Below are 21433 nucleotides of genomic sequence, written 5' to 3'. Positions count from 1 at the left end.
ATATCAAAGTTTTTGCACTTGGCGGAATAGTGACACAGGAGCAAATTGCTATGATAGCGCAGACAAAAGCTTACGGTTTTGCTTCCATTAGGTACTTTTTCTAAGTAATCCTGCTATATGTCCGCTCGCAAATGACCACTGCAGATTGTACCCTCCGCAGGGTCCATCAAGATTCATAATCTCTCCGCAAAAATAGAGCCCTTTTGTAACTTTGCTCTGCATCGTTTTTGGGTCTATCTCTTTTAAATCGATGCCGCCGTTTGTTATCATTGCCATCTTAAAGCCTTCATGTCCGGTAACCGTAAGAGGTGTCCAAGCAAGCAGTGCCGTTAGTTTTGCTTTTTGTAAACCCGTAATCTTTCCATATTTCATTTGCGGTTCTGTCTGGGCTAAAAGAGACAATTCTTGAGAGAGTGGGAGTGGGAGAAGTGTGTTTAAAAGCTCAAGCGTAGTTATATGCGGGGTTTTAGAGAGCACTTCTTTAAGATGATTTGAAATCTGTTCCTCATTCATCCCTTTTGTAAGATTTAGCAAAATAGGAACTTCGCCGTATCTCTCTAAAAGAGGGGTCAACTCTCTCGCCGCGTCAAGAACTACAGGACCTCTTATGCCCCCTTTGGTAAAGATGAGATCGCCGTGTGCTCTTAGTTTGCTGTGTTTTTTCAGAGCTACTCGCAGTTCTACTTTGGCAATCGTATCGGCTCGGCAATTTGCAACCCAGCTCTCCTTTACAAAAAGCGGCATCATGGCAGGGTAGAGTTCGGTTACCTTGTGACCCAACTCTTTTGCCATCTCATGTCCGTCTCCCTCGGCTCCTAAGGTCGGATAGCCAAGACCGCCCGTTGCAATGAGGACATTTTTTGCATAAAAAGTTTCCTTCTCAGTTTTGACACCCTCTGTTTGGTTCTGTACATAAACAATTTTTTCAACCTTTTGCGATGTTAAAATCTCTACACCGAGTCGCTGCATCTCATTTATAAGGGCTTTGATAATCGTTTGTGAACTGTGCGATGTCGGAAAGACTCTAAAGCCGTCAGGTGCGTGAGTATCAACACCGATCTCTTTAAAGAAGTGCATAAGATCTTTGTGGTCGAACTCTTTTAAGGCATCTTGCATAAATCTGCCGTTACGGCCGAATTTTGCCATAAAATCTTCATTGCTTAGAGTATTTGTAAGATTGCATCGTCCCCCGCCCGTTGCTTTTAATTTCGCACCGATTTGTGAGAGCTTTTCAAGAAGTAGAACTTTTTTATCTTCCCTTGCGGCGGTAATAGCCGCCATCATTCCAGAGGCTCCTCCGCCGACAACAATAAGGTCATACTCTTTTTTTAAATTCATGCGACATTTTAGTCAATTTTTTATTATTTTATTTGCTAAAAACTTTAACTTCTCTATATAAATAAAAATTTTGTGATACAATTCACAGATAAAAATTTCTTATAAAGGTTACAGATGAGATTAGGCAAAATTTTAGTAAGTGGTGTAGCAATTGCACTCTTAAGTACGGCTCTTTTAGGTGCGGGAGGTAAAACTCACTGGGGATATACGGGACACGAAGGACCAGAGAATTGGGGTGAATTGGCTGCAGATTACAGCATGTGTAAAGATGGTAAAAGTCAATCTCCTATCAATATTACTTCAGAAGTAACAGTTGAAGCAGAAGATTTGGAGAAGATCGGTTTTGATTACAACACCGGAATCTCATCGGTAATAAACAACGGACATACTATTCAGGTCAATTTTGATGCTGGAAGCAGCATAACCGTGGATGGCATTAAGTTTCCTCTTATTCAGTTCCACTTTCACACACCAAGCGAGAATCAGATAGACGGTAAAGAGTTTCCTCTTGAGGGTCACTTTGTTCATGTAACAAAAGAGGGCTCTTTGGCAGTTGTCGGGTTGATGTTTGAAGATGGCGCAAAAAATGCTTTTTTAGCAAAAGTGTGGGCAAAAATGCCTAAGAAAGCTGGTGGCAAAGAGTCTTTAAGTATCTCTGCGGATGAAGTAAACGCGCTTTTGCCAAAAGATAAAGATTACTACAGATTTAACGGTTCATTAACGACTCCGCCGTGCAGCGAAGGTGTCAGATGGCTTGTTCTTAAAAACTACTCTACAATCTCTAAAGAGCAGACAAAAGAGTTTTTAGATATTTTTCATCATGAAAACAATAGACCTATTCAGCCTATTAACGCTAGAAAAGTAATAGAGTAGATATTATTTCCCCAAGCGGGAAATAGTTAAAAATGTTAGCTGACATTCATTTTCTGATTGCCGTGCTTAGAGATTGCTTCGCTTCGCTCGCAATGACGGAGTAGGAACTTGCAATGACGAGGCAGAAGTTACTTATTAAACATTATTGAGCCAAGACGCACCATATTTGAACCGCACTCTATAGCCAGCTCAAAATCCCCGCTCATTCCCATGGAGCAGATAGTTGCACCCTCTAACTGCTTATAGATGCTATAAGTTGTCTCAAAACTCTTTTTTACTATTGCTTTATCTTCGGTATGTGCGCCGATGCTCATAACGCCTCTTAGGTGAATATTTGGACACTCTTTTTTTATCTGGTTGTAAATCGCAACTGCATCTTCTGGCATTACGCCGTGTTTGGACTCCTCTTTTGCGGAGTTTATCTGAAGAAGCGCCTCTAATGTCATCTCTCTAGCTTCTAGCTTTTTTTGCAGCTCATGTGCAAGTTCTAGCGAATCCAGCGCATGAAAGAGGGCGGGGTTAATGTCTAGTAGGTTATTTATCTTATTTTTTTGTAAGTTCCCTACAAAGTGCCACTCAAGAGGCAAATCTTCAAGCTCGCTGCTTTTTGCTCTTAAATCCTGCACCTTGTTTTCGCCAAAGGCGCGCTGACCTATGCGGTAGAGTTTTGCTATCTCATCCGCGGTTGAGTATTTGCTTATTGCTACGATTTTGACTATATGCTTCTCATCAAATCTTACTCTTGCAAACTCGACTCTTCTTATTATGTTGTCAATATATATTTTGTACTCTTCGTCATTCATTTCGGTTTTCATTCTCTACCCCACCAATCTATTTATATCGTTATACAGTCCAAGCCCCATCAGTGAAAAAAGTATCACCCAGCCCGCAATGGTTAATTTTACCATAATCTCTTCGTTTACTTCACGTCTAAAGATAAGTTCATAGAGATTGAACATGATGTGTCCGCCATCGAGCGCAGGGATAGGAAGAAGGTTTAAAACCCCCAAGTTTACGGAGATGAGTGCTGCAAAAAAGAGCACGCTCATCCACCCTGCATCGGTTGCATCGGATGTCAGTTTTACTATGGAGATTATCCCGCCAAGCTCGTTTGCGGGAACTTCCCCGACTATGAGTTTTTTAAGTCCGGTAAATATCAGAGTGGAGGCAAAGGCGGTCTGCTCGGTTGCGTAAGAGAGTGTCTCGCCTACACCAAGTTCCAGCTTGTGAGAAACTCCCGCACTTCCTATGCCGATCATCTTTTTTTCTATCACTTCATTGAACATATTTGTGGTTTGGGTTATTTTTGGCGAGAGTGCTATAAAGTGAAGATGACCCGCTCTCTCAACCTCTAGGTTAAGTGAACCATCAGATCTCTCAATAATCTCTGCCATCTCTTTCCATGTCGTAATCGGCACGCTGTTAATAGAGCGGACTGTGTCGTTTGTCTCTAAACCTGCGACAAAAGCGGGAGAATCTTTTACAACGCTTCCTATAACCGGAGAGAGGACGTTTGGTCCGCCAAGAGCTATGACGAAATAGAGAACAAATGCCAAAACAAAGTTTGCCAAAGGTCCTGCAAGAAGAATGAAAATCTTTTGCGAAGGTGTTTTTACATTGTAGCTGTCTTCATCATAACTCTTTTTTGTAGGATCAGAGTCATCTTGACCCTTCATTTTCACATATCCCCCAAGAGGGATTATCGCCAATTTCCACTCCGTTCCCCATCTCTTAAAAGAGGCAATCTTACGTCCAAAACCGATACTAAAAACCTCTACATATACGCCCATTGCACGCGCTGCAAAGTAGTGCCCGAGTTCGTGAAAAAAGATAAGCGCGGAGATTACCGCTAAAGATACTAAAAAACTCATTATTTTTTAACTCCCAAAAGTGCTCTTCTAAACTCCCAAAGATACTCAAAGCCTGAGTAGAGGGTTATTGCAACCGCCAACCATAAAAGCTCGCTTCCAAACGGCCAGTGCATAAGCAAAAACCCGATGGCAATCATCTGCACAACCGTTTTTACCTTTCCTGCCCATGAGGCTTTTACGCTTAAGCCTTCACTTAGCGCTACGGTGCGGATTCCCGTGATAAAAAGCTCACGGATGATGATTATGTAGATAGCCCACGCACTCGCTTCTCCTATCATCATAAGCCCTAAAAATGCAGCGATAATAAGCATCTTGTCGGCGAGCGGGTCGATGATTGCGCCAAGCATTGTCATCTGGTTCCACTCTCTTGCGATGTATCCGTCAAAAAAGTCTGTCACGCTTGCTAGAACAAACAAAAGCGCGGCAAAGTAGTAGTTCCACGAGACGTGATAACCCGCATCCGTAAAGTAGTCGGGATTTAAGATAATCCAAAACATAATCGGAGCCAAAATAATACGTGAAGATGCCAAAATATTAGGTAGATTTAACAAAAAAAGCCTTATGATTTTATTGCGTATTTTAGCCTTTTGGCTCTTAAAGAGGGCTTGACAATCTCTTTGTCTCTTGGGTATTATAGAGCCAATATTGGAGCACATTTGTAAAATGGATTTAGAAAAAATAAAAAACAGAGTTCTATCGCTTACGCGCTATATTAAAGAGATCGTGATTATAGAGCATAATCACTACCCTTTTGCACTCATTTATCCAGATTTTGAGGCTCTGCAAGAGGCAAAAATCATCAATATCAAAGAGGAGATACGGTGGTACGCCGTCGAACTCTACAACATGAAAGCTCCTGAGAACGAAAAGATAAAGGGTTTTAAAATTTTTACTGCTCCGCTTGGAGAAAATATAGAAGAGAGTTTGACCAAAGAGGATAAGCGGGATGATGAAGTATATAGGGTTTTAAAGTCTTTTTTGGCGACCATGACCGACAAAGAGATATCGCCGACTTCGCATCTAGAACTAGACCTTGAACTCGATTCGCTTAACTATGTGGAACTTTTTGTCTTTATTGAGGAGAGTTTTGGGGTAAAAATGGATGAAGCGCTCTTCTCAAAAATGATGAGACTGGAGGCACTCTATAGTTATGTAAAAGCCAATGCAAAACAGATAAGAGTTGCCAAACCTGACTGGGAGGAGTTGCTGAGAGAGCAAAGCCGTGAGAAGCTAGTCTACTCTCCCTTTATTATGTCTCTTTATAAGAGTATTCTTTATCCGCTTTTTAGGCTCTATTTTCGTCTTGAAGTCAGAGGAGTTGAGAATCTTCCCTCTTCGCCTTATATCATAACGCCGTCTCATCAGAGCATGCTTGACGGGTTTTTAATAGAGTCCGCACTTCCTTACAAAGTTTTAAAAAGAACCTTCTTTCTGGCATATAAGCAGGTTTTCGGCACAAAGCTTTTAAAACCTATTGCAAAGCATGGGCAGAGTATCTTGATAGATGCGAACGAAAACCTGAAAGAGACGATGATCTACTGTGCACTTCCTATAAGAAGCGGGAATAATCTAGTGATTTTTCCCGAGGGGGCAAGAACCCGCGATAGAGAACTTTTAGAGTTTAGACCATACTTTGCGATGCTCTCAAAAACATTTAGTGTTCCCATCGTCCCAGTTGTTATTGACGGCAGCTACGAGGCACTTGGAGCGGGAATGCTTTTTCCAAGACCCAGAAAAATAAGAGTAACATTTCTAAAACCTATAGAGCCGCAATCTATGGAGCAGGGCGAGATAGTAGAGAGAGTTAGAGACGCTATAGAGCACGAGCTAAAAAAACTCTAAGTAAGCGCATCATGCAGCTCTTTTTCTCCCTTTTTCTCATCTACAAAATAGAGCAAAACGGCACCCAAAATAAACAAAATAGAGATTGAAGCGATAGAGACTCTTGAGTTCTGGGTAGTGAGTGCCACAAGTGCGATAAGAAGAGGTCCAAAAATAGCGGCAAATTTGCCTATAAAGTTGTAAAAACCGAAAAATTCAGCTGAGTATCCCTCCGGAATCATCCTTGAGTAGTATGAGCGGCTAAGTGCCTGAATACCGCCTTGAACAAGAGCAATCATGACGGCAAGCATATAAAATTCAGAAACCTTACTCATCGTAGCCGCCCACATAATTATAAAGAGATAGATAGCGATGGCGAGATAAATCGCACCCTTTGTTCCCATAATCTCAGATATTTTGGTAAAAAGAAGCGTTGCGGGAAATCCCACAAACTGAACAAGTAAGAGAGCCAAAATAAGATTTGAAGAGTCAAATCCAAGCGCCATGCCGTAGTCAACCGCCATTCTGATAATGGTATCTACGCCGTCTATATAGAGCCAGTAGGCTACTAAAAAGAGGGATAGATGTCTAAGCTGTCTAATCTTGGAGAAGGTTTTTTTTAGTCTTAAATATCCATCTTTTAGTTTTGTCGTTGCAGTCACATGCGTGCTTTTTTCCTCCTTCACAAACAGAAGCAGGGGGATGGAGAAGAGTGCCCACCAGAGTGCAACGCTTACAAATGATGCCTTTATGGCAGCGGCTTGATTCTCAAATCCAAAAAACTCAAAATCCTGAAACATCCAGACATTGATACTAAAGAGAACGCCTCCGCCGAGATAGCCTAGTGAAAAACCAAGTCCCGAGACAAAATCGACACTTTTTTTGGTTGAGACGGATTGCAAAAGTCCGTCATAAAATATGTTTGAGCCCATAAAACCGATATTGCCGAGAATATATATAAAAAGTGCCGCCTGCCACTCTCCGGCTCCGACGAGCGAGAGCATTGCGCTCATCAAGATGCCGAGATAAGCAAAGAGGAAAAGATATCTTTTTTTAAGCGAATGAACATCCGCAATAGAGCCCAGCAGCGGAGCGATTAACACGATGACAAGGCTAGAGATAGAGCTTGCAATTCCAAGATGGGCGGTACTTGTCGTAACCGCCACATCTGCGCTGTAGTACGATTTAAAAAAAAGCGGGAAAAAGCCTGCCATTACAGTTGTGGCATATGCAGAGTTTGCCCAGTCGTAAAGTGCCCATGAGTAGATGGTTTTTTTGTTCTCTTGCATAGATGCTGCCTATTTTAATTTCGCACCAATTTTACCACAAAAGTGGAGATTGGATAAAATAAATGATAGAATAGTGCATGAAATTTTTAGAACTAATGAAGAAAAAGGGTATTGTCGCCGCTCACAGAGGTGCACGCTCTATCGCTCCCGAAAACACACTTTTATCGCTTCAAAAGAGCATTGGCAGGTGTGACTTTGTAGAGATAGACGCTCAGCTGAGCAAAGACGGAGCGGTTGTTGTAATGCATGATGATACGCTTCAAAGAACTACCGATGTTACAGAGATTGAGGTCTTTAAAAACAGGGCTCCATATAGAGTTTGCGATTTTACTGATGATGAACTTCTTATGCTTGATTACGGAAGCTGGTTTAAGCAAAACAGCGGGCATAAAGAGCCGCTTCTCACACTAAGGATTGCACTGGAGTTTATAAAAGAAAATAGTATGTTCATAAATATAGAGATTAAAGATATGTCTAACTCTTTTGCGGATAAAATTGTCGTAAGAGCGGTTGCAAAAGAGATAGAAGATGCAGGAGTGCATGAGCGTGTTTTGCTCTCATCTTTTAGACATGAATACCTGAGGGAGGCAAAAAAAATTCTCTTTAACGTGCCTACTGCAGCTCTCTTTGAGGGCAGCGTTCAGGATAATCTGTTAGAGTATTTGAAAGATTTAGAAGTTGAAGCATGCCATTTTGATGATGCATCGGCAGATGAAAAAAAGGTCAAAATGTTAAGAGAAGCAGGGTATGCGGTAGGTGTATATACTGTTAACAGTGCAAAACGTGCCAAGGAGTTATTTGCGATGGGCGTGAACTATATATTTAGCGACTCCCTGGATAAAGAACTCAAAAAGTATGCTCTATGAGTTATGAAACATTTGAGAAGGCTCTTGAAGTTTTAGATATCGTAACGCGCGTAACGCAAGCCGAACTCAAAGATAAGTATCTAAAACTCTCAAAAATATACCATCCCGATATGCCCCAAGGCGATGCAAAAAAGTTCAAAGAGATAAATGAAGCGTATAAGTTAGTAAATGAGTATATGCAAAACTACAGATTCTCTTTGGATGAGGATGAGTTCTATGCGCAAAATCCATTCTCAAGAAAATCAAAAGATTGGTTTTATAACTTTTAAGGAAATAGCATGATTATCGGAGTTCCAAAAGAGGTAAAAACAGACGAATTCCGTGTCGGTATAACGCCCTCAAATATCGCTTTTCTCGTAGATGACGGACACGAAGTGTTTGTTGAGACTATGGCAGGAGAGGGAAGCGGTTTTAGCGACGCTGAGTATAGAGATGTCGGCGCAAAAATAGTTTTTTCGGCAAAAGAGCTATATGAAAAAGCCCACTTAGTCGTAAAGGTTAAAGAGCCGCAACCCTCAGAGTACGGTTTTTTAAACGAAAAACATACGCTTTTTTGTTATCTTCATCTAGCGCCCACAAAAGAGCTTACTGTCGTTTTGATGCAAAAGAGAGTTTGTGCGATTGCTTATGAGACGGTAGCACAAGGCAGAGAACTCCCGCTTTTAAAACCTATGAGCGAGATAGCCGGAAGTATGGCGCCTATTGTAGGAGCCTATCATCTTAGCCGTTACAAAGGCGGTGATGGTGTTCTTATATGCGGCTCAGAGGAAGTTGAGGCGGCAAAAGTTTTGGTAGTAGGCGCGGGCAATGCCGGGTTTAACGCTGCCAAGATAGCTTCAGGCATGGGCGCGGATGTAACGGTCATCAATAGAACCCCGTCAAGGCTTGAGGAGTTAAAAAAGCAGCTTCCTCATGTAAGAACTCTTTTGTACTCTGAAAATGCTTTTTTAGAGGCTATAAAGAGTTCAGATATGGTTATCGGTGCGGTACTCATTCACGGAGGTGCCCCAACTCCGAAGTTTATTTCGCGCGAGATTTTAAAAGAGATGAAAAATGGCTCTATTCTTGTAGATATTACCATTGATCAGGGTGGTATTTCCGAAGCTTCACATCCTACAACTCATACAAACCCCACCTTTATAGAAGAGAGAGTATTGCACTACTGCGTGGCAAATATGCCCGGAGCCTATCCGAAAACATCTACCGTAGCGCTCTCAAACGCAACAATCTCTTATGTGAGAAAATTGGCAAACGATGGAGTGATTAACGCTATTAGAAATAATGCGTCATTGGCTTTGGGAGTTAATGTTTTTAATGGAGCTTTAACAAATCGCGCAGTTGCCGAGGCTCACAATCTAGAGTATAAAGCTCTTGATATAGAGGATAAATAAAAATGTATTCAAACAACAATATGGTTGATTATCTTATAGATATCGGCGCGCTTCGCTCAAGCAGAATCATAGAGGCTTTCAGACATGTAGACAGAGCCGATTTTGTAGCCGATAGAGGCGCTATGGATATTTATGAGGATTATCCTCTGGGTATCGGCAATGGGCAGACAATCTCTCAGCCAAGAACGGTAGCTATGATGCTTGAGATGCTCTCGCCAAAAGAGGGAGATAAGATTTTGGATATAGGAAGCGGCTCAGGGTGGACAACCGCACTTTTGGCGTATATTGCGGGAGAGAGCGGCTCTGTAACGGGTGTTGAGAGAGTGAGCGAGCTTGTAAGATTTGGAAGTTCTAACTTAAAAAAATATAAGTTTAAAAATGCCAAGATAATCCAATCAGGAGATGAACTTGGCATAGCGGGCGAAAAATTTGACCGCATATTAGTCTCTGCCGCTGCCGATGAACTTCCCTATGAGCTCATTGAACAGCTAAAAGTCGGAGCAAAACTTGTCATTCCGATTCAAAGTTCAGTTTTTGAAATTGTTAAAAAAAAGAGCGGAGAGTTTGATGCTAACGAGCACTACGGTTTTGCATTTGTTCCGCTGATTTATTAGTCATTGGTGTTTTTATGCAAAATAAAAAATAATGATATAATGTTTTTTTTATGTTTTCTTTATTTTTTAAATAAAGGAGGTCCTAGTGAATATAAAAGAAAAATATATGATTAACAGGTCATTATATGACGCTGTTATCTTTGATCTTGACGGTGTTATTACCAAGACGCAAGAACTTCATGCAAAGGCATGGAAAAAGAGTTTTGATGATTTTTTAAAAGAGAGAGAAAGTGGAACTCCATTTGTCCCTTTTGATGAATATAAAGATTATCTCAAATATGTAGATGGAAAATCCAGAGAAGATGGGATAAGAAGCTTTCTTGCTTCAAGAGATATAAAAGATACGGAGTGTGTAGAAGTTTTAGGAGATTCCAAAAACAGCTATTTTTTAGAGTTGGTCTCTAAGGGAGTAGAAACGTACAAGAGTTCGATAGAGCTGCTTTTAAAATTAAACAATCTAGGTTTTCTCACCGCCGTAGTCTCCTCAAGTAAAAACTGTTCCTCAATACTGCGATTAGCCGAATTAAATTCATATTTTAACGTAACTGTAGATGGGCTTGACCTTCAAAATCTGGACTTAAATGGCAAACCTGAGCCTGATCTTTTTTTGGAAGCTGCCAAAAGGTTACGCGTTAAACCATCTAGAAGTATTGTAATAGAAGATTCCGTTGCGGGGGTAAAGGCAGGTAAAAATGGAAAATTTGCAAAAGTAATAGGCGTAAACAGAGGCAGACATTCAAAAGAGTTAAAAAAAGCCGGAGCAGACCTGGTTGTAAATGACCTTGTCGAGATAGACATCGAAGCGGATGTAAAACAACTTCCCTCAGCACTGCAATCATTTAAAAAAATCGAAAACAAGTTTAAAGATAAAGAGGTCGTCCTCTTTTTTGATTATGACGGAACTCTCACTCCCATCGTACCGCATCCAAAAGATGCAAATCTCTCACTAGAGATGAAAAACATACTTGTAAAACTATCAAACCAGTGTACATTGTCCATCATCAGCGGCAGAGGATTAAACGATATTAAAAGCAGAGTCGGCATAAAGGGCGTTTACTACTCAGGCAGTCACGGTTATGAGATCGAGGGTCCTAGTATCAAAATGGAGTATCAGCCGGCTTTAGAGTTTGTTGCACTCTTTGATGAGCTGGAGATAGAGCTAAACAAGAGACTCTCAAGCGTAGAGGGAGTTTTGGTCGAGCGTAAAAAATTTAGCATCGCTCTTCATTATAGAAATGTTGCAAAAAGCGATATCGCAGTTGTAGAAAAAGCGGCAGATGACGCGGTTAAAAAATATCCCAGTATTCGCAAGAGTTACGGCAAAAAACTTTATGAACTGCAGCCTGATCTGGAGTGGAACAAAGGCAAAGCGGTTGAGTGGCTTATTGAAGAACTTCATATTGAAAAAAATGGAAGTAAAATATTTTATATCGGTGATGATATTACCGATGAAGATGCTTTTAGTGCTATAAAAACCAATGGAATAGGTATTTTAGTAGGGAGTGAAGCTAGAACTACGGCAGCACAGTATAACTTAAAAGATACGCAGCAGACCCTGAAATTTTTAGAGATACTCTCCTCCTCCATAGAAAAAGGCAATATCTGGTCTTTGATATATAATAATTACGTACCAAAAGAGGAGAAGCTGAGAGAGGTGCTTTGCGCACTCGGCAACGGTTATTTTGTCACAAGAGCAGCTGCGATAGACTCAAGAGCCGATGATATACACTATCCGGGAACTTATTTGGCAGGCGGCTACAATAGACTTAAGACAGAAATCCAAGGAAAAGAGATCATAAATGAAGATCTTGTTAATTTTCCAAATTGGCTGAAGTTGAAATTTAGGATACAAAACGGTGATTGGTTTAGCATAGATGAGGTGACAATTCTATCTTTTCGACAAGAGCTTGATATGCAAGAGGGCGTTTTTCATAAACTTACATACTTTAGTGATGCAAAGGGGAGAGAAACTAGGCTTATAGAGAGGCGTTTTGTCCATATGGAAGATAAGCATATCGCTTCAGTGGAACTGACAATCATACCTATTAACTGGGAAGGGGCTATTGAGGTAGAGTCAGGTATAGACGGAAATATAAAAAACGAGGGAGTTGCTCGTTATAGCGCTTTAAACAATCAACATCTTAAGTGTATAGAAAAAGAGTTTGACAGCGATATTATATTTTTAAAGATGGAGACACTGCAGTCAAATCATACTATCTCTATGGCGGCAAAAACAAAACTCTTTATAAAGAGTGAACCTTACTCGGCGGAGGTAAGATTTATAGAAGATGAGTTCTACATCGCAAAGCGTTTTTCTATAGAGCATATCAGCAATAAAGAGTCTCTTAGAGTGGAGAAGAGCATATCGCTTTATACTTCAAAAGACAAAGCAATAACAAACTGCTATCTTGAATCAAGACTTGATCTTGAAAATCTCAAAAGGTTTGAGGATATGCTTTTGGACCACAGAGTTGCATGGAGACATCTTTGGAATAAGTTTGATATAGAGCTTGCATTTACAGATGATAAAAAAGATTATTTTTTAAAAAGAGTAGTGCATCTTTACATTTTTCATCTTTTGCAGACCGCTTCTGTGCATACTATTGATATGGATGTCGGTATTCCTGCTAGAGGATGGCATGGAGAGGCGTATAGAGGGCACATATTTTGGGACGAGGTGTTTATATTTCCCTTTTTTAACTACAGAGTTCCCCAGATAACACGCTCTCTTATACTCTACCGTTATCGAAGACTTACCGAGGCGAGACGTGCAGCTAAAGCGTTGGGGTACAAGGGTGCTATGTACCCATGGCAGAGCGGAAGCAACGGCGAAGAGGAGACACAAACACTGCACCTTAATCCACGCTCCAACAGATGGGTTGAAGATAACACCCATCTTCAAAGACATATCAACTCCGCTATTGTCTATAATATTTGGCAATACTACCAAGTAAGCGGTGACAGTGAGTTTATATATTTTTACGGTGCCGAGATGATACTTGAAATTGCCAGATTCTGGTCTAGTATCGCAACGTACAACACTAAGGAAGATAGATATGAGATAGTGGGTGTTGTCGGACCTGATGAGTATCATGATGCCTACCCAGAGAGTGAGATTCCTGGTGTTAAAAACAATGCATATACAAATATTATGGCAGTATTTGTTATCAATAAAGCTATAGAGCTTAAAAAAATACTCTCCCGATCACATTTTGAAGAGCTCTGTGAAAAACTTAAAATAGAGCAGAGTGAAATTCAGAGATGGGAGGATATTCGTCATAAAATGAAAATCGCTTTTCATGATGATGATATTATCAGTCAGTTTGAGGGGTATGAAGAGCTTGAAGAGCTTGACTGGGATCTTTACCGCCAAAAATATGAGAGTATTCAGCGCCTGGACAGGATACTCGAAGCTGAGGGTGATAGCGCAAACAGATATAAGATATCAAAACAGGCAGACGTCTTGATGCTGTTTTACTTATTCTCTCATGAGGAACTAAAAGGACTTTTTCATCAGCTCGGTTACAGATTTTCAAAAAAAATGCTTAAAAAGAACTCTAAATATTATCTGCAGAGAACTTCAAGCGGTTCATCTTTAAGTCAGGTTGTGCATGCGTGGATAAGTGCTAGGACGAACAGAAGAGAGTCTTGGAACTTTTTTAACGAAGCTCTGCTGACGGATATAACCGATGCGCAGGGAGGAACAACACCGGAGGGTGTCCATATCGGTGCGATGGCAGGCAGTGTGGACATAATGCAGCGTTGTTATACCGGCTTGGAAGCCAGAGATAACACTTTTTGCCTTAACCCTTCTCTTCCAAAAGAGCTCGAAGAGATAAAGCTGAAACTGCAGTACAGGGGACAGTGGCTCAAGATCGATATATATAGAAACAGGGTTGTCGTGGAGACTCAGGTTTTAAATGCCGAGCCGATAAGTCTTAACATAAAAGGTGAGAAATTTGTACTTAAGGGCAAAGAGATCAGAGTTGTAGAGTATAGATAGTTGACATACAAGGAGTAACATGATGAAAAACAGAGAGAATACAAGATTGATTCTTGTCTCAAACAGACTTCCTATCGTATTAAAAAAAATTGCTAACGAAGAGTATCAAGTGCAATCTGCATCAGGAGGCCTTGTCACGGCAATGACTCCAATTTTAAAAAGAGATGGCGGCCTTTGGATAGGCTGGGCAGGAAATTATTCAGAGGAGAGTGTTGAGGTAGAAAAGCTCTTAAAAAAAGAGGCTGAGAAACTAAACTATGAGTACAGATCCGTAGATATCACTTTAAATGAGTATAAACTCTACTACAAAGGTTTTTCAAACGAAGTGCTGTGGCCGCTTTTTCACAATGTCTCTGTCTTTTGTAATTTTGTCCCAAAATATTATGAGGCCTTTAAAAAGGTAAATAAAAAGTTTGCAAAAACAGTAATAGATGAGCTTATAGACGGTGATTTTATATGGGTTCATGATTATCATCTGATTAATATGGCAAAAGAGTTAAGAGAAGAGGGTATAAAAAACAGAGTAGTATTTTTTCTTCATATACCTTTTCCTCCGGTAGAGACTTTTAATCGGCTTCCATGGCGGCTGGAGATCGTAGAGGCAATGTTGTCATATGATCTTATAGGGTTTCAGACCGCACTGGATAAAAAGAATTTTTTAGAGGCTGTTGTATCGCTTATAAAGCGTGCAGTTATTGAGGATGAAAAACTTGAAATCTCCAAGATAACAATAGATAAAAAAGAGCATCAAGTCGGTGTTTTTCCAATTAGTATAGACTATGACGAGTTTCACGATAGGGCAAAAAGCAAACGTGTCTCCAAAGAGGTAGAGAAGATAAAAAAAGAGTATCACCATCAAAAAATTATGCTGGGAGTTGATAGGCTTGACTATAGCAAAGGAATCTTGCAAAAACTAAGAGCTTACTGGAAACTCTTGGATGAGAACCATGATCTGCACAAAAAAGTCAAGTTGATTCAGATCATAGTACCAAGTCGGGAAAATATCATAAAGTACATACATCTTAAAAGCGATATTGAGCAGTTGGTAAGCGAGATCAACGGAGAGTTTACCCAACCGGGCTGGATTCCAATACAGTACTGTTATTACTCTTTAAATAACACAGAACTTCTAGCATATTATAGAGCTTCTGACATTGCTATGGTGACTCCACTAAGAGATGGTATGAATTTGGTTGCAAAAGAGTACTGCGCCACAAATATCAATAAAAACGGAGTGTTAATCCTTAGCGAGTTTGCAGGAACAAAAGATCAGTTTAAAGATAATGCTCTGCTGGTAAATCCATTTGATGAAAATTCTGTGGTCGAGGCTATTAAAAAAGCTCTGTTGATGGATGAGAAGGAGAAACAGAGACGTATGAAAAATATGCAAAAGATTGTTAAAGAGTTTGATATTTACTGGTGGGTAGACAGATTTTTAAAAGCTTCAAAGATATAAATTATGATAAACTATTAGTTGATGTAATTGGCAAAGTGGTGATAAATAGTTTTTTTATTTGAAAAAAATTTATTATTAGGAGAGCAAGATGTCACAAACAGCATGGCTAAGTAAAAAGTTAGATAGCGGAAAGATATTGTGTCAGGCATGTGCGCAGGCATGTAAGCTTGATGAGGGTGAGTACGGTATATGCGGAGTTAGGCGTGTGGAAGATGGCGAGCTTAAACTTCTTGTTTACGGACTAGCGGCGGCTGTAAACATTGACCCCGTAGAGAAAAAACCGATGTTTCATTTTCTGCCAAAGAGCAGATCATTTTCTGTGGGAACGGTGGGGTGCAACTTCTCTTGCAAGTTTTGTCAAAACTATGATATATCGCAGTATCCAAAAGAGCATGGGCATAAAATAGTCGGGCGTGAATTTCCGCCTGAGAAGATAGTTGAAACAGCGCTTGAAAATGGATGCAAATCCATAGCCTACACCTACAATGAGCCGATAGTTTTCTTTGAGTACACTTACGATACGGCAAAGCTCGCACATGAGCGGGGACTGAAAAATATATATGTAACAAGCGGTTATGAGACACGCAAGGCAATAGACCTGCTTGCACCCTATATAGACGGGATGAATATAGACATTAAAAGTTTTTCCGATGAATTTTATAAAGAGGTATGCGGTGCGAGACTAAAACCTGTTCTTGAAGCTGTTAAGTATGCCCACGAAAAGGGGATATGGATAGAGATAACAACGCTTCTTATTCCGGGCAAGAATGATTCTGACGAGGAGATAAGAGGTATCGCAAAGTTTATCGCAGAGCTTGACACCTCCATACCATGGCATCTCTCGGCATTTCATCCGACCTACAAGATGCTTGATGTTCCACGCACTCCGGAATCTACGCTTCTTCGCGCTTATAAAATAGGGCAAGAGGAGGGGCTGAAATATCTCTACGTCGGCAATGTAGATAATGAAGATTATGAATCGACATACTGTCCAAGCTGCAAAAATAGGGTAATTGATAGAAGCGGAAATATCGGGCAGTTTGTGACAAATGAACTTGATGAAAACGGTAAGTGTCCTCATTGCGGCTATATGCTTGAGGGCGTGTGGCACTAAATTGGGCTTTATTTTAAACTAGAAAGGCGCTTAGACATGATACGTTTACTTTTTCTATCTCTTTTAATATTTTTACCGCTTTTTGCGGATAACGCACTTGTGGTGAAGCTTGAGATAAAAGGTGCCATCGGACCTGCCAGCAGCGAGTACCTAAAAGAGGGTATGGAGTTTGCAAGGGAAAAAGATGCCCACATGATACTCATTGAGCTTGATACGCCGGGAGGTTTGTCAAGCTCGATGCGTGACATGATACAAGCAATAACAAACAGTTCCCTGCCCGTAGTTACATATGTTTACCCAAAAGGCGCACATGCGGCAAGTGCCGGAACCTATCTTCTTTATGCTTCACATATTGCAGCGATGTCGCCTGGAACAAATCTAGGTGCGGCAACTCCAGTAAGTCTTATGCCAACGCCAAACACGGACGCGAACAGCAGCGCTTTGAGTACACTGGAGAAGAAAGTGACAAATGATGCGGTTGCTTATATTAAAAGTTTGGCTGAGTTAAATGAGCGCAATGTCTCATGGGCACTTTCTGCGGTAGAGGAGGCTAAAAGTATCTCCGCAAGTGATGCACTTAAGTACGGTGTTATAGATTTGATTGCCGAAGATATAGAAGAGCTGCTGCAGAAGCTTGATGGCAGAGAAGTTGTTCTCTCAGGCAAAAAAATGACTCTAAGCACCAAAAACACACTTATTCAGAGTTTTGAGCCTAGCTGGAAAAGTCGATTTTTATCTACAATTACCAACCCAAATATTGCCTACATATTACTGCTTTTAGCGATATACGGTATCTTTTTCGAGTTGATGAACCCTGGTTCTATATTTCCGGGAGTTATCGGAGTGATTTCGGGTGTGATTGCACTCTATGCGCTCAATATGATACCTTTTGATTATGCTGGATTGCTACTTATTTTGCTCGGTCTTGCTTTTATGGTTGCCGAGGTTTTTGTTGTGGGGTTTGGCATCTTGGGTATAGGCGGTGTTATCGCTTTTGCTTTTGGCTCACTGCTGCTTTTTGATGCCGATACTCTCGGGCAAAGCGTCTCCATCCCTTTAATCATCGCCTTTAGTCTCAGCAGCCTCGCTTTTTTTGTTTTGGTGATGAAACTATTTTTAAGTTCAAGATCTGCAAAGGTCGTCTCGGGCGCAGATGAGATGATAGGAGCAGCGGCTAAAGTCGTTGATGTCAGGGAAGATGGGTATTTGGTGCACTGCCACGGAGAGACATGGAGTGCCGTTAGTGAGAGCAAACTCTCAATCGGGCAAAATGTCGAAGTTGTCAAGCTCTCTGGGCTTGTCTTAAAAGTTAAACCAATTAAGGAGTAAAAAATGTTTTTTGATCTAAATATAACCATACTGTATATGGTAGTTTTTGCAATCGCTTTTTTAGCCGCGGCTATTCGTATTTTAAGAGAGTATCAGCGGGCTGTTGTCTTTACGCTCGGAAGATTCACGGGTATAAAAGGACCGGGACTTATTATCTTGATTCCCTTTATTCAGCAGATGGTAAGAGTTGACCTTCGTACAATCGTTCTTGATGTGCCTACACAGGATGTCATATCGCATGATAATGTCTCCGTTCATGTAAATGCCGTCGTCTATTTTCGCGTTATAGACCCGCAAAAAGCGATTATTCAGGTGGAGGATTTTTATGATGCGACAAGCCAGCTTGCACAAACTACTCTGCGTTCGGTTTTAGGCGGACATGAGCTAGATGAGATGCTAGCCGAGAGAGAACGTTTAAACCATGACATACAGGAGATTTTGGATAAACAGACGGATGCATGGGGTATTAAAATATCCAATGTGGAGATCAAGCATATCGACCTTGATGAGAGCATGGTTCGTGCCATCGCAAAACAGGCAGAAGCTGAGCGTGAGCGCCGCGCGAAAGTCATCAACGCAAAAGGGGAGGTCGAAGCAAGCGAAAACCTCCTTTTAGCGGCAAAGAAGCTAAGCGAAAATGATCTTGGAATTCAGCTCCGCTATCTTCAAACCATGAGCGATATCTCAAGCGACAAGACAAATACAATTGTTTTTCCGTTCCCGACGGATTTCAGCAAGCTTTTTAAAGGAAGTTTGAAAGAGTAGGCTTTAAGTAGCCTCTCTTTAGTGGTTTATCTTTCTATTTAGAGTCTTTTCAACCGAAGCAATCTTTGTTTTGAGTCTGTTTTTTGTGTTTTTTCTAATGTCAAACTTTAACGATGAGTAGACTCTATCGCAATCTTGAAGCTGCTCATACGCCAGCTCTATGATTGAGAGCGCCTCTTTCATACTCTGCGCCTCGACGACTGTTCCCATAGGGGTTAGTTGATAGGGCACGCCTGATTTGTCTATGGCATCTATGACTCTGCTTACATGCTTTGAAACCGAAGAGCCGTCTCTGCACTCATCTGAAGTTGGGAACATACTAAATTCTAATAAAAAACTTGTCAATTTTTTTCCTTTTAGGCTTTGAAATTGCCAAAATTATATCAAAAATGATAGAATAGGAACAATTTTAACTGCTGCAGGTGAGAATGTGGAAATAAAATCTTACGATATAGAGCTGCTTCACGATGTTGACAAAGATTTTGAAGCTGAATTTTATCACTACTCTAAGACGTTGAGCTACGCAAAGGGTGCATCTCCGTTCTCTGTTGATGACCTATTGAAACATTTTTATATACTCATAGATGGAAGAGTTAAAACATACCAGATAAATTTTGACAACGCCAAAGAGCAGACTATTTTTGTCTACAAAAGAGGGGATATGTTTGATGTCATATCTCTTTTGGATGAGAAGCCGCATGAGGTTGCATATGAAGTTTTGGAAGATTGCAGAGTACTTCAGCTTCCGATTGAGAAGGTGAGATACTGGATAGAGAATAACTCTACATTTAATAAGCTTTTTTTCCCGTATCTAGCCGCTAAGATGAGACATGTAGAGACTTTGGCAAGTGAACTCTCACTTTATGATGTTAAAGATAGGCTTATGCACCTTCTTTTAGAAAATATAAATCCAAGCAGCACTTTTAAGTACAAACTGCTTCAAAACCTCTCAAACAGTGAAATCTCAAAACTTCTTGGAACGGTTAGACATGTAGTTGAGCGAGCGATAAAAGAGCTCAAACAGGAGAAAATTATTCATACAGAGAGAAAAAATATCAAAGTCATAAATCTTCAAAAACTTCTGGAAAAAACGGACAAAATGCTACAAAAGTAGCAAAACGGTTTTTAGAGCTTCTCGCCAAGAGGCGAAGAGCTCTAGAACATATTTACGACTCCGTAGTCAAGCATCTCTTCAAACTGCTCTTCTGTAAGCACCGCTTTTACCTTCTCGATACAATCTAGATGAATTTTTGTAAGTTCAGCTCTTAGTTTTGCTATCTCGTCAACCATAGGGTAAAACTCACTCACCTTTGGACTCTTGTGTTTAAAAGAGACTTTTTGCATAAGTTCAAGTTCAAGTTTTTTAATAATCAGAGCTTTTTTCGCGGCTTCTGACATCAACTCTTTTTTTATTTTAAGAATGGCATCAATCTGATCCTGTGAGAGCTCTAGATTTGAGCTTGATGAGTCGTAAAGTGTCATGCCCACTAAGTAAGGAAGATTTTTAGTTACTAAAAAGTAATCCTTTGGAAAGTTCTCTTTTGCTACGAATGGTCCTGCAGGACCTGCAAGTTTTTCCATTTTTACGGCATCTTGAATTGGCAGAGGCAGATTAGGCTCTGCGAAAAGTGTTGTGCTAAGAGCTAAAGAAAAGATCGTAGCTTTTGTTACGTTGATAATTGATTTCATATGGATTTCCCCTTAAAATTGTGGTAAGTCGTCATTATACAGCTCTAAGTACAATGAAAACTAAACGTTTTTAAGAGTTATAGCGACTAAGTTCAATCGCTTTTTTTACGCATGAGTCTAATGAAGTAGTCTCAGATACATGGGGAGTTATGTATGGCGGAAAATATTTTTGTGTTGTGTGACCGATAGAGACCGCTCTGTAGCTCTCGTCCCACTGGGCATTTTTTAAAAAACACTCGATTGTAGAGGGAGAGGAGAAGATAATCACGGACTTTTTCGGAAGCTTTATCTTTTTTGTAAACCCTGCGCATACAGTTCTATAAACGATAGCTTCATCGCAAATTGCCCCGTTTGAGTTTAGAGTCTCAACAAGACTCGTAACTACTTTTGAGCCTCTAATATAGAGTACTTTTTTGTTTTTTAAAAGAGGAACTAGCTCTGTTGCAAACTCGTCTCCATGCTTTTCTTTGCTGACAAATTTAATCTTTGCGCCCAGATTGCTTGCTACCTTTGCTGTTTGGGGAGCTATCGCATAGACCGGTTTTGTTATCCACTCTTTATTGTAAGAGTTTAGTGAGTAGATTGCATTTTTAGATGTAAAGATGATGGCGTCATATTTTGAAAAGTCAAAGTCTACTTTTATGGTCTCGATTTTAATTACAGGAAGGTTTTTAGCCCATTTGACCTTTTTATCGTTTAGGATATAGATGTTTAAAGAGCTGTTTCTGATATTTTCAAAAAATGAATCTATGTATCTTTTCATTTTTAAAAAAATGGAGTTTTTAGCATTGAGAACGAGTGATTTTTTTTCATCAACAAAAAAATTGATATTTTGTTTGCTAAGGAGATAGGTAATTTTTATGAGCTCTTCAAAGATATGCTCATTAGAGTAGTTTCTGTCAAGTATAAAAGAGTTGGAGCTTTTTTCATACTCATAATAGATAAGATTTAACGGTTCAATGAGTTTTTCTATATTTTTCATGAAGTGCATGATAGCATCATCTGAGTAAATAT

The 21433-nt window shown here is 40.2% G+C and carries 20 protein-coding genes; 12 read left to right on the top strand and 8 right to left on the bottom strand.

The window, feature by feature from the left end; genetic code table 11:
• Positions 1–87 precede the first annotated feature (87 nt).
• Complete coding sequence (locus tag RQ763_RS00365; RefSeq protein WP_314150405.1) at positions 88–1338, bottom strand: NAD(P)/FAD-dependent oxidoreductase; 1251 nt, start codon at positions 1336–1338, stop codon at positions 88–90.
• A gap of 114 nt (positions 1339–1452) precedes the next feature.
• On the opposite strand from RQ763_RS00365, the gene RQ763_RS00360 reads away from it, so the two are divergent.
• On the top strand, positions 1453–2211 hold the full coding sequence (locus RQ763_RS00360) for a carbonic anhydrase family protein (protein ID WP_314150403.1): 759 nt from the start codon (positions 1453–1455) through the stop codon (positions 2209–2211).
• A gap of 128 nt (positions 2212–2339) precedes the next feature.
• Here the strand turns inward: RQ763_RS00360 and RQ763_RS00355 are convergent, their stop codons facing one another.
• From RQ763_RS00355 to pgsA, 3 genes are read right to left on the bottom strand one after another with little or no spacing between them, the layout of a single operon-like run.
• Positions 2340–3014 (bottom strand): YggS family pyridoxal phosphate-dependent enzyme, encoded by a 675-nt coding sequence (locus RQ763_RS00355; RefSeq protein WP_314150409.1) that lies wholly within the window; start codon positions 3012–3014, stop codon positions 2340–2342.
• A gap of 15 nt (positions 3015–3029) precedes the next feature.
• On the bottom strand, positions 3030–4082 hold the full coding sequence (gene rseP, locus RQ763_RS00350; protein WP_314150401.1) for an RIP metalloprotease RseP: 1053 nt from the start codon (positions 4080–4082) through the stop codon (positions 3030–3032).
• Positions 4082–4633, bottom strand: coding sequence for a CDP-diacylglycerol--glycerol-3-phosphate 3-phosphatidyltransferase (gene pgsA / locus RQ763_RS00345; protein WP_314150399.1), 552 nt, complete (start codon positions 4631–4633; stop codon positions 4082–4084). Before pgsA ends, rseP begins: the two co-directional genes overlap by 1 nt.
• A gap of 112 nt (positions 4634–4745) precedes the next feature.
• On the opposite strand from pgsA, the gene RQ763_RS00340 reads away from it, so the two are divergent.
• Positions 4746–5924, top strand: coding sequence for a lysophospholipid acyltransferase family protein (locus RQ763_RS00340; RefSeq protein ID WP_314150397.1), 1179 nt, complete (start codon positions 4746–4748; stop codon positions 5922–5924).
• Here RQ763_RS00340 and RQ763_RS00335 read toward each other — a convergent pair.
• The gene (locus RQ763_RS00335) at positions 5921–7192 is read right to left on the bottom strand and encodes an MFS transporter (protein ID WP_314150394.1); all 1272 of its coding nucleotides are present in this window, start codon (positions 7190–7192) and stop codon (positions 5921–5923) included. The two genes, RQ763_RS00340 and RQ763_RS00335, sit on opposite strands and share 4 nt — an antisense overlap.
• A 77-nt stretch (positions 7193–7269) precedes the next feature.
• Between RQ763_RS00335 and RQ763_RS00330 the strand changes: the two genes are divergently transcribed.
• The 9 genes from RQ763_RS00330 to RQ763_RS00290 all read left to right on the top strand — a co-directional run bounded on the left by RQ763_RS00330 (position 7270) and on the right by RQ763_RS00290 (position 18730).
• Complete coding sequence (locus RQ763_RS00330) at positions 7270–8058, top strand: glycerophosphodiester phosphodiesterase (protein ID WP_314150393.1); 789 nt, start codon at positions 7270–7272, stop codon at positions 8056–8058.
• The gene (locus RQ763_RS00325; protein ID WP_314150391.1) at positions 8055–8327 is read left to right on the top strand and encodes a DnaJ domain-containing protein; all 273 of its coding nucleotides are present in this window, start codon (positions 8055–8057) and stop codon (positions 8325–8327) included. Before RQ763_RS00330 ends, RQ763_RS00325 begins: the two co-directional genes overlap by 4 nt.
• 9 nt (positions 8328–8336) lie before the next feature.
• Positions 8337–9449 (top strand): alanine dehydrogenase, encoded by a 1113-nt coding sequence (ald, locus tag RQ763_RS00320; protein WP_314150388.1) that lies wholly within the window; start codon positions 8337–8339, stop codon positions 9447–9449.
• A gap of 2 nt (positions 9450–9451) precedes the next feature.
• Entirely contained in the window at positions 9452–10063 is a 612-nt protein-coding gene (locus RQ763_RS00315) for a protein-L-isoaspartate O-methyltransferase family protein (RefSeq protein ID WP_314150386.1), read from the top strand.
• Positions 10064–10148: 85 nt separating this feature from the next.
• Positions 10149–14066: a trehalose-phosphatase gene (gene otsB / locus RQ763_RS00310; protein WP_314150384.1), complete on the top strand. Its 3918-nt coding sequence runs from the start codon at positions 10149–10151 to the stop codon at positions 14064–14066.
• 19 nt (positions 14067–14085) lie between these two features.
• A complete protein-coding gene (locus RQ763_RS00305) occupies positions 14086–15522 on the top strand; it encodes a trehalose-6-phosphate synthase (protein ID WP_314150382.1) in 1437 nt (478 codons plus the stop codon).
• A gap of 88 nt (positions 15523–15610) precedes the next feature.
• A complete protein-coding gene (gene amrS / locus RQ763_RS00300; RefSeq protein ID WP_314150381.1) occupies positions 15611–16636 on the top strand; it encodes an AmmeMemoRadiSam system radical SAM enzyme in 1026 nt (341 codons plus the stop codon).
• Positions 16637–16672: 36 nt separating this feature from the next.
• Complete coding sequence (locus RQ763_RS00295) at positions 16673–17965, top strand: nodulation protein NfeD (protein ID WP_314150380.1); 1293 nt, start codon at positions 16673–16675, stop codon at positions 17963–17965.
• A gap of 3 nt (positions 17966–17968) precedes the next feature.
• A complete protein-coding gene (locus RQ763_RS00290; protein WP_314150379.1) occupies positions 17969–18730 on the top strand; it encodes a slipin family protein in 762 nt (253 codons plus the stop codon).
• An 18-nt stretch (positions 18731–18748) separates the two neighbouring features.
• Here RQ763_RS00290 and RQ763_RS00285 read toward each other — a convergent pair whose 3' ends face one another.
• Positions 18749–19048 carry an MTH1187 family thiamine-binding protein gene (locus tag RQ763_RS00285; protein WP_314150407.1) on the bottom strand — a complete coding sequence of 100 codons (300 nt, stop codon included), beginning with the start codon at positions 19046–19048 and terminating at the stop codon, positions 18749–18751.
• Between the two features lie 112 nt (positions 19049–19160).
• Here RQ763_RS00285 and RQ763_RS00280 point away from each other — a divergent pair, with 112 nt between their 5' ends.
• The gene (locus RQ763_RS00280) at positions 19161–19844 is read left to right on the top strand and encodes a Crp/Fnr family transcriptional regulator (RefSeq protein WP_314150377.1); all 684 of its coding nucleotides are present in this window, start codon (positions 19161–19163) and stop codon (positions 19842–19844) included.
• 41 nt (positions 19845–19885) lie between these two features.
• Here RQ763_RS00280 and RQ763_RS00275 read toward each other — a convergent pair whose 3' ends face one another.
• Both RQ763_RS00275 and RQ763_RS00270 read right to left on the bottom strand, forming a co-directional pair.
• The gene (locus RQ763_RS00275; RefSeq protein WP_314150375.1) at positions 19886–20419 is read right to left on the bottom strand and encodes a hypothetical protein; all 534 of its coding nucleotides are present in this window, start codon (positions 20417–20419) and stop codon (positions 19886–19888) included.
• Between the two features lie 70 nt (positions 20420–20489).
• A complete protein-coding gene (locus tag RQ763_RS00270; RefSeq protein WP_314150373.1) occupies positions 20490–21401 on the bottom strand; it encodes a uroporphyrinogen-III synthase in 912 nt (303 codons plus the stop codon).
• Between the last annotated feature and the right edge of the window lie 32 nt (positions 21402–21433).

It is taken from the genome of Sulfurimonas sp., assembly GCF_032250635.1.
Taxonomy (GTDB): Bacteria; Campylobacterota; Campylobacteria; order Campylobacterales; family Sulfurimonadaceae; genus Sulfurimonas.
Note: the sequence above shows the minus strand (reverse complement) of the source record. Positions and strands in the feature narration are given on the sequence as shown.